Genomic DNA, 14,176 nt, shown 5'->3' on the forward strand with positions numbered 1-14,176 from the left:
AGGGGCTTCGAACGCAGAGCCGTGCCGGCGGGGCCGTCAACCAGCCTGATGCGACTTGGCGTAGCCCAGCGACTGCAGCGCCTCGGCGATCTCCGGCAGGATGCCCGGATCGTCGATGGTCGCCGGCGTCTTGTAGTCCTGGTTGTCGGCGATCTTCTGCATGGTGCCGCGCAGGATCTTGCCGGAGCGGGTCTTCGGCAGGCGCTCCACCACGACGGCGCGCTTGAAGTCGGCGACCGGGCCGATCTGCTCGCGCACCAGTTGGACCACCTCCTTCACGATCTCCTCGTGCGGGCGGGTCACGCCAGCCTTCAGGCAGAGGAAGCCCAGCGGCACCTGCCCCTTCAGGTCGTCGGCCACGCCGATCACCGCGCATTCCGCCACGTCCTTGTGGCTCGCCAGGACCTCCTCCATGCCGCCGGTGGACAGGCGGTGGCCGGCGACGTTGATGATGTCGTCGGTGCGAGCCATGATGTAGACGTAGCCATCGTCGTCGATGAAGCCCGCGTCACCGGTCTGGTAGTAGCCGGGATAATCGGACAGGTACGACTTCCTGTAGCGGTCGTCGGCGTTCCACAGCGTCGGCAGCGTGCCCGGAGGAAGCGGCAGCTTCACGCAGATGGCGCCGATGTCGCCGCGCGGCACTTCCTTGTTCTCGGCGTTCAGGATCTGCACGTCCCAGCCCGGCATCGGGCGGGTGGCGGAGCCGTACTTGATCGGGAACAGCTGCACGCCCAGCGGGTTGCCGGAAATCGCCCAGCCGGTCTCGGTCTGCCACCAATGGTCGATGACCGGAACGTTCAGATTGTCCTCGGCCCAATGCAGCGTGTCGGGGTCCGACCGCTCGCCGGCCAGGAACAGGGCGCGGAAGTGCGACAGGTCGTACTTCTTCAGCAGTTCGGCGTTGGGGTCCTCGCGCTTGATGGCGCGGAAGGCGGTCGGGGCGGTGAACAGCGTGCCGATCTTGTGCTGCTCGATCACCCGCCAGAAGGTGCCGGCGTCCGGCGTGCCCACCGGCTTGCCCTCGAACACCACCGTGGTGCAGCCGTGCAGCAGCGGCCCGTAGACGATGTAGGAGTGGCCGACCACCCAGCCCACGTCCGACGCCGCCCAGTACACCTCGCCCGGCTCGACGTTGTAGATGTTCTTCATCGTCCATTTCAGCGCCACGGCGTGGCCGCCGTTGTCGCGGATGACGCCCTTCGGCTGGCCCGTGGTGCCGGACGTGTAGAGGATGTAGAGCGGGTCGGTCGCGGCCACCGGCACGCACTCCGCCGGCTCGGCCTTGGCGACGGCCTCCGCCCAATCGACGTCGCGGCCCTCGACCAGGGTCGCGGTCTCCTGCGGGCGCTGGAAGACGATGACGCTGGATGGCTTGTGCTCCGCCTGCTCGATGGCGGCGTCGAGCATCGGCTTGTACTTGACGATGCGGTTCGGCTCGATGCCGCAGGAGGCCGAGACGATGGCCTTCGGCCGGGAGTCGTTGATGCGGGTCGCCAGCTCGTGCGGGGCGAAGCCGCCGAACACCACCGAATGCACGGCGCCGAGACGCGCGCAGGCCAGCATGGCGACCAGCGACTGCGGGATCATCGGCATGTAGAGGATGACGCGGTCGCCCTTCTCCACGCCCTGGGCGCGCAGCGCGCCGGCGAAGCGGGCGACCTGATCCTGGAGTTCGGCGTAGGTGATGGTCTGGACGGTCTTGGTGACCGGGCTGTCGTAGATGATCGCCGCCTGGGCGCCGCGTCCGGCCTCCACATGGCGGTCGACGGCGTTGTAGCAAGTGTTCAGGACGCCGCCGGTGAACCAGCGGTAGAAGGGCGCGTTGCTGTCGTCCAGCACCTTGTCCCAGCGCTTGATCCAGGTGATGTCTTCCGCCGCCTCGCCCCAGAATCCGTCGGGATCGGACAGGGAACGGGCGTGGATCTGGTTGTAGCGATCGGCCGAGCTTTGGCTCATGGGGGCGTCCCTTATATTTCGTTTGGTTCGCGTTTCTCCGCAGCCGCGCAATGAACGTTCACGCAGCGGCCCCAATCTGCGTCAGATCTGCATCGTTTGGCAAACAGCATTCCGGAAGGTGCGGCGGGCTGTCGCACCACTTTGGTGAGTGCCGAACCCGCCCGCCGCCCCTTCGGCGGGTATTACTGCTCCAGTTGCAGGAAGCCGGCGGCCAGCGCCGCGCCGCAGAACCCGACATCCTCGATGTAGGTCTTCGTCTCCGACACCCTCACCCGCCCGCAGGGGCGCTGCGGGTTGCCGGTGTCGATGGGCATGACGTGGCCGACGCCCTTCAGCAGCACCGTCTCGACCCACAGGGCGTTGGCGCCCGCCGGGGCGTAGCCCTGCCGCACGGCGCGCTCCGGCCAGGAGGGCACCTGACCGATGACCACGGGGGCATCCGCCTTCAGGCTGTGGAAGGCCGTCCACTGGTTGGTCAGGTGGAGGGCGTTCTGCGGGTCCACGGTGCAGTCGGCCGTCCCCTGGACGATCAGCACGCGCGGACGCCCGGCGGGGTGCTGGGCGCGCTGGACCGCCTTCGTCCATTCGCGGCTGTCATAGCCGCCGGAGCGCGCCTTCACCTCGGCGCAGGCGCGCATAACCGAGATGCCGCAGAGCGAGGCGGCCGACTGCATGCTCTGCGCGCACATCACCGGCACGCCTGCAAACAGCGCCCCGCCCGCGAAGAGCTGCGAATAGTCGGCCAGCAGAACCGCCGCCATGCCGGCCCCCGCCGACAGGCCGGTGACGGACACCTGTTCCGCGTCCACCGCCGGGCCGTTGGCGCCCAGCCCCTTGCCGGAGACGACCGCCCCGACCATCGAGGCGATGGCCGCCGCCTCACTCGGCACGAAGCCTTTCAACGGGCTGTTCAGCCGATCGGCGAAGTTGAAGCAGCCGAGCGGGTTGCCGTAACGCCCGAGCCCTCCCGTCCCCACCATGGAGAACAGGTTGTGCTTCTGCGCCGGCAGCAGGGCGACGAAGCCATGGGCGTCGGCCATGTCCTTCCAGCCCGAATCCTCGAAGAAGGTGCGGGCATCCTGCTCGCAGCCGTGCAGCAGGACCAGCAGGGGCACCTTGCCGCGCGCCCGCGCGCTGTCCGGCACATAGACCAGAGCCGACAGGGCGGTGCCCTGCGCGTCGTAGGCGCTGGCGGGCAGTTCGACGGGAACCGATTGAGATGGCGCCGCGGCGACGGGAAGAAGCCACGACAAGAGGAAAAACGCCGCCAATACCGGCTTTCGTAAGCGCACCAACAATGTCATCGCCGCCCTCTCCTTCCCACGTCGGGAGAATTGATTCGCAGGGCATCAAATTGCCTCACCATTTCCCATAGAAGACGCGCAACAATCACTTGTGAACCTCTAATTTTTAAACGACCATCCCGATCGCATACTTGCGTATGGCTGCGTTCATTTTACACAGGCCGCGGCGTCCCATCCGTCATCGGGTTCCCTCCGTGGCGGCCTTGTCTCTGGCCTATTGGAGACCGGAACGCTATGCATGTCGCCATGAGCAGCGACCCGCCCGTCTTCGGCATCCGCCCGATCCTGACCGTCGTCCACCCGAACGGCGAACGGCTGATCGTGGCCCGGCTGACCAGTCTCGGCGGGTCCAGCCAGTCCAACCGCTTCGTCCTGCGCCGCGCCGATTTCCGCGCCCCGTGGGAGCAGCCGGACAAGGGCTATTTCGGTTATGCGGAGGTCGCCCGCGCGCTCGACGCCAACGGCTGGCGCGGCTGCGCCATCGAGGCGATGCCCACCACCGACCTGGAGGAGCGGCGGACCCGCCAGCTCGCCCGCAAGAAGCTGCACCTGCAATGCGTGGAGGCGGCGATCCGCCGCGCGCAGGACAGCCAGGCTCCCTGAGCGGGCGTCGCAGCGCAGCCTTCCCCCGAACCCGCGCGGCGCTTATATCCCGTTCCAGGCACAGAACGGCCAAAGCCCAGAATGGCCAAAGCCCAGAACGGAGGGACAGATGACCCGCAGCGCCACCCGGTACCCGATTGGCGATTTCCTTGGCGCTCCCCAAACCACCATGCCCGACACCGCCCTGGCCGCCGCGGGGGACGGGCCGGACCTCGGCGCCCTGCCCTCCTGGGACCTGACGGACCTCTATCCGGGCATGGAGTCGGCGGAACTGAAGGCCGACCTGGAGCGGATGGAACGCGCGTCCAAGGACTTCTACGAAAAGTACGCGACCAAGCTGGCCGGGCTGGATGGCAACGCCTTCGCCGCCGCCATCCGCGAGTACGAGCGCATCGACGAGGTGCTGTCGCGGGTGATGTCCTACGCCGGGCTGGTCTACAACGGCAACATGACCGACCCGACCATCGCCAAGTTCTACCAGTCGGCGCAGGAGCGGGTGAACGGCATCTCCACCCACCTGGTCTTCTTCACGCTGGAGATCAACCGGCTGGAGGACAAGGCGCTGGACGCCAAGCTGACGGCGTCGAAGGACCTTGCCCGCTACGCCCCCTGGCTGCGCGACGTCCGCCTGTTCCGCGAGCACCAACTCTCCGACGAGGTCGAACGGCTGCTCCACGAGAAGCATGTGGTCGGGCGCGCCGCCTGGAACCGCCTGTTCGACGAGACCATCGCCAGCTTGCGCTTTCCCATCGGCGGGAAGGAGCTGACCTGCGCCGAGGCGCTGAACCGCCTGTCCGACCGCCGTCCGGAGGTCCGCAAGGAGGCCGGGGCGGTGATCGGCCGGGTGATGGGCGACAACATCCGCCTGTTCGCCCTGGTCACCAACACGCTGGCCAAGGACAAGGAGATCGACGACAAGTGGCGCAACTACAAGGCGCCAACGTCGGCCCGCAACCTGTCCAACCGCGTCGAGGACGAGGTGGTGGACGCGCTGGCCGCGGCGGTGAAGGACGCCTACCCGGCCCTGTCCCACCGCTACTACGCGATGAAGGCCAAGTGGTTCGGCCAGGACCATCTGGATTACTGGGAACGCAACGCGCCGCTGCCCGACGACACCGACCGCAGCATCCGCTGGGACGAGGCGCGCGATCTGGTTCTGGGTGCCTATGGCCGCTTCTCGCCGGATCTGGCCTCACTGGGCAAGCGCTTCTTCGACAACGCCTGGATCGACGCGCCGGTGCGCCCCGGCAAGGCGCCGGGCGCCTTCGCCCACCCCACGGTCCCCTGCGTCCACCCCTATCTGCTGGTCAACTACCAGGGCAAGACGCGCGACGTGATGACGCTCGCGCATGAGCTGGGCCACGGCGTGCACCAGATCCTGGCCGGCGGCCAGGGGCACCTGCTGTCCGACACGCCGCTGACCCTGGCGGAAACCGCGTCGGTGTTCGGCGAGATGCTGACCTTCCGCGCCCTGCTCGACCGCGAGACCGACCCGAAGCGCCGCAAGATCATGCTGGCCTCCAAGGTCGAGGACATGCTGAACACGGTGGTCCGCCAGATCGCCTTCTTCGACTTCGAGCGCCGTGTCCACACCGAGCGCCGCGAGGGCGAGCTGACCGCCGAGCGGCTGGGCGAAATCTGGATGGCGGTGCAGACCGAAAGCCTCGGTCCGGCGCTGCGCTTCGACGAGGGCTACCGGCACTACTGGTCCTACATCCCGCACTTCATCCACTCGCCCTTCTACGTCTACGCCTACGCGTTCGGCGACTGCCTCGTGAACTCGCTCTACGCGGTCTACCAGGAGTCGGAGAAGGGCTTCGCCGAGAAGTATCTGGCGATGCTGTCGGCGGGCGGCACGCTGCGCCACCAAGAGCTTCTGGCCCCCTTCGGGCTGGACGCCAGCGACCCAGCCTTCTGGCAGAAGGGGCTGAACGTCATCCGCGGCTTTGTTGACGAGCTGGAAAATCAGTCCTGACCGAGTTTTCTTGACGGACGTCAAGAATCCATAATCGCGGGATGGGTATGGTGCTTTCAACGATCCCTTCGGAGAGCACCATGCCCACCCTCTCGATCCCCGCCTGGAGCCCGTCCCTGGAAGTCGGCAACGCCATCATCGACGCCGACCACAAGGAAACCATCGAGCTTCTGGCCGAGGCCGCCAAGGCGTCGGACGCCGACCTGCCCGCCCATTTCACCGCCTTCGCCCAGCACCTCCGCGACCATCTGGCCCGCGAGGAGGAGCTGATGCACCAGTACGGCTTCCCGCCGACGCCCATCCATGTGCACGAGCACAACCGCGTCCGCCTGGAGCTGGAAGGCATCGCCAAGCGCATGGCCGCCGGCAATCTGGCCTTGGTCCGCGGCTATCTGACCGAGGTCGTGCCGGAGTGGTTCATCAACCACAAGAACACCATGGACAGCGCCACCGCCGCCTGGATCCGCAGCCAGGGCGGCTGATCCACCGCCTCCCACCGTCAAAGCCGCGCGAACACCGAATTGAGGGGTGGCTCCGTCCGGAAGAACACCGGAGGGAGCCCTTTCCCGGATGGCCTGAACACGGGCGAAACTTTACCCTTGTTGCGCCAATCCGCTACGGATATTCGCGAAAATTGCTGCTTTGACGTGGGAGGTGCTTGATGGGCGATTTTACGCTTCGCACCGCCGACCGGCGGGACGCGACCCTTTCCCAGGAAGCCGTCGACGATCTTGCCGCCCGTCTGCGCGGCCCGCTGCTGACCCCGCAGTCGCCGGGCTATGACGAGGCCCGGATGATCTGGAACGCCATGATCGACCGCCGGCCCGGCCTGATCGCCCGCTGCGCCGGGGCCGCCGACGTCATGCAGGCGGTGCGCTTCGCGCGGGAGAACGGGCTGCTGGTCTCCGTGCGCGGCGGCGGCCACAACATCGCCGGCAATTCCCTGTGCGACGGCGGCCTGCTGATCGACCTCGGCGCCCTGCGCTTCGTCCATGTCGACCCCATCAGCCGAACGGCGCGGGTGGCACCCGGCGCCACGCTGGGCGATCTCGACCGCGAGACGCAGGCCTTCGGGCTGGCCGTGCCGGTCGGCATCAACTCGACCACCGGCATCGCCGGGCTGACGCTGGGCGGCGGGTTCGGCTGGCTGACCCGCAAGTACGGCCTGACCGTGGACAATCTGCTGGCCGCCGACGTGGTCACCGCCGACGGAAAGTTCCTGCGGGCCACCGCCGAGGAGAATGCCGACCTTTTCTGGGCCATCCGCGGCGGCGGCGGCAATTTCGGCATCGTCACCTCCTTCACCTTCCGCCTGCATCCCGTGGGACCAATGGTGTTTGCCGGTCTGGTCGTCCATCCCTTTGCCGGGGCCGGCGACTTGATGCGCCGCTACCGCGACGCCACGGCGGCCCTGCCGGACGAGGCCACCGCCTGGATGGTGCTGCGCAAGGCGCCGCCCCTGCCCTTCCTCCCCCCGGACGTGCATGGCAAGGAGGTGGTCGTCATGCCCGTCATCTGCGCCGGCGACGACGAGGCGGCGGCCCGCAAGGCGCTGGAACCGGTGCTGTCGCTGGGCACGCCGGTCGGCGAGCATGTCGGCCTCATGCCCTACGCGGCGTGGCAGGCAGCCTTCGACCCGCTCCTGGTGCCCGGCGCGCGGAACTACTGGAAATCACAGAACTTCACGGGGCTGGAGGACGGGCTGATCGACCTGCTGGTCGAGGAGGCCGGAAGGCTGCCCTCCGACCAGTGCGAGATCTTCGTCGGCCTGCTCGGCGCGGCGGCCAACCGCGTGCCGGCGGACGCCACTGCCTATCCTCACCGTGACGCCCTGTTCGTCATGAACGTGCACGCGCGCTGGAACACCCCGCCGGAGGACAGCGCCTGCATCCAATGGGCACGCGGCGTTTCCGACCGGACCGCCCGCTACGCCACGGGCGGGGTCTACGTGAACTTCGTCACCGACGACGAGCAGCGCGTCCAGGCCGCCTACGGGCCGAACTACGAACGCCTGCGGGCGCTGAAGGCGAAATATGATCCGACCAACCTGTTCTGCGTGAACCAGAACATCGCGCCGGGCGGGTGACGGCGCCGGTGCGTTCCGGTTTCGTCCAGCCTGGGACTCGCCTTTCGGCCTCGCCGCACCCACCTATTCGGCATGCCGAACACGGATGAGAACAGGCTTGGCGGCCGGATCGCGCGGTATGCGCGGGTCGGGACCGCCGTGGGGGGCCTTGCGGCCCGTTTCGCCGGAGAACGGGTGCTGGGCATCCCCCTGGAGCGGGATCGCCACGCCGCCGAACTGCGCGCCGCGCTGGGCGGGCTGAAGGGACCGCTGATGAAGGTGGCGCAACTGCTGTCCACCATCCCCGACGCCCTGCCCCGCGAGTATGTGCAGGAGCTGTCGCAGCTCCAGGCCGACGCGCCGTCGATGGGCTGGCCCTTCGTCAAGCGCCGCATGGCGAGCGAGTTGGGCCCCGCCTGGCACAAGCGCTTCCGCCATTTCGAACAGAGCGCCGCCGCGGCCGCCTCGCTGGGGCAGGTGCACCGGGCCGTTGGCCTGGACGGGCAAAGCCTCGCCTGCAAGCTCCAGTACCCGGACATGGCCTCCGCCGTGGAGGCGGACCTGCGCCAGCTCGGCCTGATCTTCGCCATCTTCGAGCGGACGGACAGCGCCATCTCCACCAAGCAGATCCAGGCCGAGATCGGCGCCCGGCTGCGCGAGGAGCTGGATTACGAGCGCGAGGCCAAGCACGCCCGCCTCTACCGCGCCATGCTGGCCGACACCTCCGGTGTTCATGTGCCGGCGGTGGTGCCCGACCTCTCCACCCGGCGCCTGCTGAGCCTGGAATGGGTGGAGGGCCGCAAGATCCTGGAGTTCGTGAAGGACCATCCGGAGGCCCGCGACGAGTTGGCGATGAACATGTTCCGGGCCTGGTACGTGCCCTTCTACGGCTACGGCATCATCCACGGCGACCCGCATCTGGGGAACTACACGGTGCGGCCCGACCGCTCCATCAACCTGCTGGATTTCGGCTGCGTCCGCGTCTTCCCGGCCCGTTTCGTGAAGGGGGTGATCGACCTCTACGACGCGCTGCAGACCGGCAACCAGGACAAGGCGGTGGAGGCCTACCGCACCTGGGGCTTCGGCAACCCGACCAAGGAGCTGGTGGACGTGCTGAACATCTGGGCGCGCTTCGTCTACGCCCCGATTATGGACGACCGCAGCCGCCGCATCGAGGAGACCAACTCCGGCCATTACGGCCGCGAGACCGCCGCCAAGGTCCATGCCGAGCTGCGCCGCGTCGGCGGGGTGGAGGTGCCGCGGGAGTTCGTCTTCATGGACCGCGCGGCCATCGGGCTGGGCTCCGTCTTCCTGCATCTCCAGGCCGAGGTGAACTGGTACCGGCTGTTCCAGGAGATGATCCAGGGCTTCGACGTGGATGTCCTGCACGCCCGCCAGACCGCCGCCCTGACCGCGCAGTCACTCCCTTTGCCCGAGTAAGTGCCGACTCGTAATGCTTCCCCCGTCCCACCGCTTTGGTCTATACGAGCGGCTCCCATGAAGACCGCCGATTTCGACTTCGACCTTCCGCCGGACCGCATCGCCGAGCATCCGGCCAAGCCGCGTGACGCCGCCCGTCTGCTCGACGTGGCTGAGCGTCTGCACGACCGCACCGTGCGCGACCTGCCCGCCCTGTTGGAGCCGGGCGACCTGATGGTCGTCAACGACACCCGCGTCATCCCCGCCCGGCTGGACGGGCGGCGCGGCGAGGTGCGGGTGGAGATCACGCTCCACAAGCGTGAGGGCGAGCGGGAGTGGGCGACCTTCGCCCGCCCCGGCAAGCGGCTGAAGCCCGGCGACGTCATCGTCATCGCCGACGACTTTGCGGCCGAGGTCGTCGCCAAAGACGGGATGGAGGTGCGCCTGCGCTTCTCCAAGGGTGGGCCGGCGCTGATGGAGGCGCTGCACCGCCACGGCCGGATGCCGCTTCCCCCCTACATCCGGCGCGAGGCGGACGAGCAGGACGCGGCCGACTACCAGACCGTCTTCGCCGCACGGGAGGGCGCCGTCGCCGCCCCCACCGCCGGGCTGCACTTCACGCCGGAGCTTCTGGCGGCGCTCGACGCGCGCGGCGTCCGCCGCGTGCCGGTGACGCTGCATGTCGGGGCCGGCACCTTCCTGCCGGTCAAGGTGGACGACATCGCCGAGCACCGCATGCACAGCGAGTGGGGCGAGATCTCTGCGGAGACGGCCGAGACCATCAACGCCACCCGCGCCGCGGGCGGGCGGATCGTGTCGGTCGGCACCACGGCGCTGCGCATCCTGGAGACGGCGGGGCTGGACGACCGCAGCATCCTGGCCTTCAGCGGCGACACCGACATCTTCATCACCCCCGGCTACCGCTTCAAGATCGTGGACCTTCTGGTGACCAACTTCCATCTGCCCCGCTCCACCCTGTTCATGCTGGTCTGCGCCTTCGCGGGCATGGACACGATGAAGGCGGCCTACGCGCACGCCATCGGCCAGAACTATCGTTTCTTCAGCTACGGCGACGCGTCGCTGCTCCGGAGGGTGTGATGACCGGGATCGGGTTCGAGCTTCTGAAGACCGACGGGCGCGCCCGGCGCGGGCTGGTTTCCACCGCGCACGGCGTCATCAACACGCCGGCCTTCATGCCCGTGGGCACCGCCGCCACCGTCAAGGCGATGACCAGCGACGCGGTGAAATCCACCGGCGCGGAAATCCTGCTGGGCAACACCTACCACCTGATGCTGCGTCCCACGGCGGAGCGCGTCGGGCAGTTGGGCGGCCTGCACCGCTTCATGAACTGGGACAAGCCGATCCTGACGGACAGCGGCGGTTTCCAGGTCATGTCCCTGTCGGACCTGCGCACCATGACCGAGGAGGGGGTGACCTTCAAATCCCACCTCGACGGCAGCAAGCATCATCTGACGCCGGAGCGCTCGATCCAGATCCAGCATCTGCTGGACAGCAACATCACCATGTGCCTGGACGAGTGCACCCCCTTCCCGGCGACGGAGGCGCAGGCGGCTTCGTCCATGCGGCTGTCGATGCGCTGGGCCAGGCGCAGCAAGGACGCCTTCGTGGAGCGGCCCGGCTACGGCCTGTTCGGCATCGTACAGGGCGGCGTCTACGCCGACCTGCGGGCGGAGAGCGTGGCGGCGCTGTCCGACATCGGTTTCGACGGCTACGCCATCGGCGGCCTCGCCGTGGGCGAGGGCCAGGAGACGATGTTCACCGTGCTCGACTTCACCGAGCCGCTGATGGTCAAGGAGCGTCCCCGCTACCTGATGGGCGTCGGCCGTCCCAGCGACCTGATCGGGGCGGTGCGGCGCGGCGTCGACATGTTCGACTGCGTGATGCCCACCCGTTCGGGCCGCACCGGTCAGGCCTTCGTGCGGCGCGGCACCATCAACATCCGCAACGCCCGCCACGCCCATGACGAGCGCCCGCTCGACGAGGAGTGCGGCTGCCCGGCGTGCCGGAACCACAGCCGGGCCTATCTGCATCACCTGTTCAAGGCGGGCGAGATGCTGGGGCCGATGCTGCTGACCTGGCACAACCTGCATTATTACCAGGACCTGATGGCCGAGCTTCGGCAGGCCATCGAGGACGGCCGGTTCGAAGAGGTCGCGAGCGCGCTGGAGGCCCGCCTGAACGAGGGCGACGTTCCGGCCACCGAGGACCCGCTGGCCGCCCTGAAGGTAAAGCCGGCCAAGCCGGCGAAGCCCGTGAAGAAGGAATCCGCCGATGTCTGAGAGTATCTACGCCGGCCTGACCCAGCTCGGCGGCGCCACCGTCCAGCCGAAGACGCCGGAAGAGGCGGTGCTGGAGCGCGTGCCGAACCCGAATCCCGGTGACCACTATGTCGTGCGCTTCACCGCGCCGGAATTCACCTCACTCTGCCCGATCACCGGCCAGCCGGACTTCGCCCATCTGGTCATCGACTATGTGCCGGGCGAGTGGCTGGTGGAATCCAAGTCGCTCAAGCTGTTTCTGACCAGCTTCCGCAACCACGGCGCCTTCCACGAGGCCTGCACCGTCGGCATCGGCAAGCGTCTGGTGGACGAGCTGAAGCCGGTGTGGCTGCGCATCGGCGGCTACTGGTACCCACGCGGCGGCATCCCCATCGACGTGTTCTACGCCACCGGCGAACCGCCGAAGGGCGTGTGGATTCCGTCGCAGGACGTCCAGACCTACCGCGGCCGCGGCTGATCCGGGAAGTCCCCTCTCCCCTCCGGGGAGAAGGTTAAGCAGCTCATAACATCGCCATGCCCGACCCAGACACCTCCACCCGTGAAGCCATCCGCGACCGCGCCCTGTCGCTGGGCTTCGACGCGGTCGGCTTCGCACGGGCGGAGCTGGGCGAGGAGGCCAAGGCGCGGCTGGCCGAATTCCTGCGCCAGGGACGGCACGGCGACATGGGCTGGATGGAGGACAAGGCCGACCGCCGCGTCCATCCCCAGGCCCTGTGGCCGGAGGCGCGCACCGTCATCGCGCTCGGCACCAGCTACGCCCCGGCGGAGGACCCGCGCGCCCTGCTGGCCCATCCCGACCGCGGCATCGTGTCGGTCTATGCGAGGAACCGCGACTACCACGACCTCATCAAGGGCCGGCTGAAGACGCTGGGCCAATGGATCGCCCACCGCTTCAAGGCGGAGCTGAAGGTCTTCGTGGACACCGCCCCGGTGATGGAGAAGCCGCTGGCCGAGAAGGCCGGGCTGGGCTGGCAGGGCAAGCACACGAACCTCGTGTCGCGGTCCCACGGCTCCTGGCTGTTCCTGGGCGAGGTCTACACGACGCTGGAGCTGCCGCCGGACCCGCCGGGGACGGACCGCTGCGGCCAGTGCCGGCGCTGCCTGGACGCCTGCCCCACCGCCGCCTTCCCCGCCCCCAACCAGTTGGACGCGCGGCGCTGCATCTCCTACCTGACCATCGAGCACAAGGGACCGATCCCGGAGGAGTTGCGCCCACTGATGGGCAACCGCATCTACGGCTGCGACGATTGCCTGGCCGCCTGCCCGTGGAACAAGTTCGCCCGGCGCTCGCGCGAGGCGGCCTTCCTGCCGCGGGCGGAGCTGACGGCGCCGCGGCTGGCCGATCTGGCGCAGTTGGACGACGCCGGCTTCCGGCAGGTCTTCAGCGGCTCCCCGATCAAGCGGATCGGGCGCGACCGCTTCGTGCGCAACGTGCTGACGGCGCTGGGCAACAGCGGCGACGCCCGCCACGCCCCAGCAGCCGAACGGGCGGCCGAACGCCTGTTGGAAGACCCGAGCGAGGTGGTGCGCGACGCCGCCGGCTGGGCGCTGGCCCGGCTCAGGGCCGCCCAGAGCCCTTCAGGCTGAGCCAGAGCAGGCCGCCCGGCAGCGACGACAGGGTGACCGACAACCCGATCATCAGCGACAGGGCCAGCGCGTCGGTGGCGCCGAGGCCGTAGAGCGCGAAGCCGGCGACGAAGGCCCCTTCCCGCACACCCCAGCCGTTCAGCGAGATGGGCAGGGCCGCCGCGAAGATGGTCATCGGCACGACGGCCAGCGCGTCGAGCACCCGCATGGGGATGCCCAGCGCGTGGGCGTAGGCGATCACCGCGAAAATGGTGCACAGATGCACCGCCGCGCTGTGCAGCAGCCCGACCAGCGCCGGCCGGCCGAACAAGGCACCGCGCAGCCGCGCCACCTGCGCCTGCGCCGCCCGGACCGGCGGGCGCAGCAGGATGCCCGGCAGGGGAATACGGTCCACCTGGAGCCCCGCCATGAGCCCGACGGCGAGCAGAACGACCGCCGCCGGACCGGCCCAGGCGACTGAGGGCGGCGCCGTGGCGACCAGATGCGGCAGGCCGAGGAACAGAAGCAGGATGCAGCCGACCAGGGCCAGCAGCCGGTCCAGCACCAGCGCCAGCACCACGGCGGTGGACGATGCCCCGCCCCGGTAGGTCAGCCAGCCGCGCACCACGTCGCCACCCAGTGCGCCCGGCAGCACCTGCCCGAAGAACAGGCCGGTGAACATCAGCCGCATCGCCAAGCCGTGCGACACCCGCTCACCCGCGGCCCACAGGGAGTCGCGCCAGCGCTCCGCGGCGCAGACCACCGACAGAAACTTGGCCAGGAAACCGGCGGCCAACCAGACCGGGTTTGCGCCGGCGACGCGCGCCAGCAGCGCCGGCCAGTCGGCCTTGACCCCCAAAACGCCCAGAACCCCCAGGGTCACCGCCAGCTTGGCCAGCAGCATCAGGCGCCCGCCCGGTTTCCCTTCGGGCAGGGTGACCGTTTCGGCGGGCATGGCGCTGGCGTCCTGGCTGCTCAAATCCTT

The 14,176-nt window shown here is 68.7% G+C and carries 12 protein-coding genes; 9 read left to right on the forward strand and 3 right to left on the reverse strand.

The features are described 5' to 3' along the window. Positions 1–36 precede the first annotated feature (36 nt). Positions 37–1,959, reverse strand: a complete 1,923-nt coding sequence (locus tag AC1DVI_RS14735; RefSeq protein WP_476958581.1) for a propionyl-CoA synthetase — start codon at positions 1,957–1,959, stop codon at positions 37–39. A 182-nt stretch (positions 1,960–2,141) separates the two neighbouring features. Then, positions 2,142–3,212 carry an extracellular catalytic domain type 1 short-chain-length polyhydroxyalkanoate depolymerase gene (locus AC1DVI_RS14740; RefSeq protein WP_476958582.1) on the reverse strand — a complete coding sequence of 357 codons (1,071 nt, stop codon included), beginning with the start codon at positions 3,210–3,212 and terminating at the stop codon, positions 2,142–2,144. A gap of 297 nt (positions 3,213–3,509) precedes the next feature. Here AC1DVI_RS14740 and AC1DVI_RS14745 point away from each other — a divergent pair, with 297 nt between their 5' ends. The 9 genes from AC1DVI_RS14745 to queG all read left to right on the forward strand — a co-directional run bounded on the left by AC1DVI_RS14745 (position 3,510) and on the right by queG (position 13,212). Further along, on the forward strand, positions 3,510–3,866 hold the full coding sequence (locus tag AC1DVI_RS14745) for a hypothetical protein (protein ID WP_476958583.1): 357 nt from the start codon (positions 3,510–3,512) through the stop codon (positions 3,864–3,866). Positions 3,867–4,035: 169 nt separating this feature from the next. Beyond that, positions 4,036–5,841 (forward strand): M3 family oligoendopeptidase, encoded by a 1,806-nt coding sequence (locus tag AC1DVI_RS14750; protein WP_476958634.1) that lies wholly within the window; start codon positions 4,036–4,038, stop codon positions 5,839–5,841. A gap of 80 nt (positions 5,842–5,921) precedes the next feature. Next, positions 5,922–6,323, forward strand: a complete 402-nt coding sequence (locus tag AC1DVI_RS14755; RefSeq protein ID WP_172428710.1) for a bacteriohemerythrin — start codon at positions 5,922–5,924, stop codon at positions 6,321–6,323. Between the two features lie 179 nt (positions 6,324–6,502). Next, positions 6,503–7,927 (forward strand): FAD-binding oxidoreductase, encoded by a 1,425-nt coding sequence (locus AC1DVI_RS14760; protein WP_476958584.1) that lies wholly within the window; start codon positions 6,503–6,505, stop codon positions 7,925–7,927. A 72-nt stretch (positions 7,928–7,999) separates the two neighbouring features. Next, entirely contained in the window at positions 8,000–9,346 is a 1,347-nt protein-coding gene (locus tag AC1DVI_RS14765; protein WP_476958585.1) for an ABC1 kinase family protein, read from the forward strand. Between the two features lie 57 nt (positions 9,347–9,403). Then, positions 9,404–10,423: a tRNA preQ1(34) S-adenosylmethionine ribosyltransferase-isomerase QueA gene (gene queA, locus AC1DVI_RS14770; protein WP_476958586.1), complete on the forward strand. Its 1,020-nt coding sequence runs from the start codon at positions 9,404–9,406 to the stop codon at positions 10,421–10,423. Then, entirely contained in the window at positions 10,423–11,625 is a 1,203-nt protein-coding gene (tgt, locus tag AC1DVI_RS14775) for a tRNA guanosine(34) transglycosylase Tgt (RefSeq protein WP_476958587.1), read from the forward strand. Before queA ends, tgt begins: the two co-directional genes overlap by 1 nt. After that, positions 11,618–12,082 (forward strand): preQ(1) synthase, encoded by a 465-nt coding sequence (gene queF, locus AC1DVI_RS14780; protein ID WP_476958588.1) that lies wholly within the window; start codon positions 11,618–11,620, stop codon positions 12,080–12,082. Before tgt ends, queF begins: the two co-directional genes overlap by 8 nt. A 56-nt stretch (positions 12,083–12,138) precedes the next feature. After that, positions 12,139–13,212 carry a tRNA epoxyqueuosine(34) reductase QueG gene (gene queG / locus AC1DVI_RS14785; RefSeq protein WP_476958589.1) on the forward strand — a complete coding sequence of 358 codons (1,074 nt, stop codon included), beginning with the start codon at positions 12,139–12,141 and terminating at the stop codon, positions 13,210–13,212. Here queG and AC1DVI_RS14790 read toward each other — a convergent pair. Next, positions 13,184–14,170 carry a lysylphosphatidylglycerol synthase transmembrane domain-containing protein gene (locus AC1DVI_RS14790; protein ID WP_476958590.1) on the reverse strand — a complete coding sequence of 329 codons (987 nt, stop codon included), beginning with the start codon at positions 14,168–14,170 and terminating at the stop codon, positions 13,184–13,186. The two genes, queG and AC1DVI_RS14790, sit on opposite strands and share 29 nt — an antisense overlap. Positions 14,171–14,176: the final 6 nt, after the last annotated feature.

This window comes from Azospirillum sp. P4_B5 (assembly GCF_056402275.1).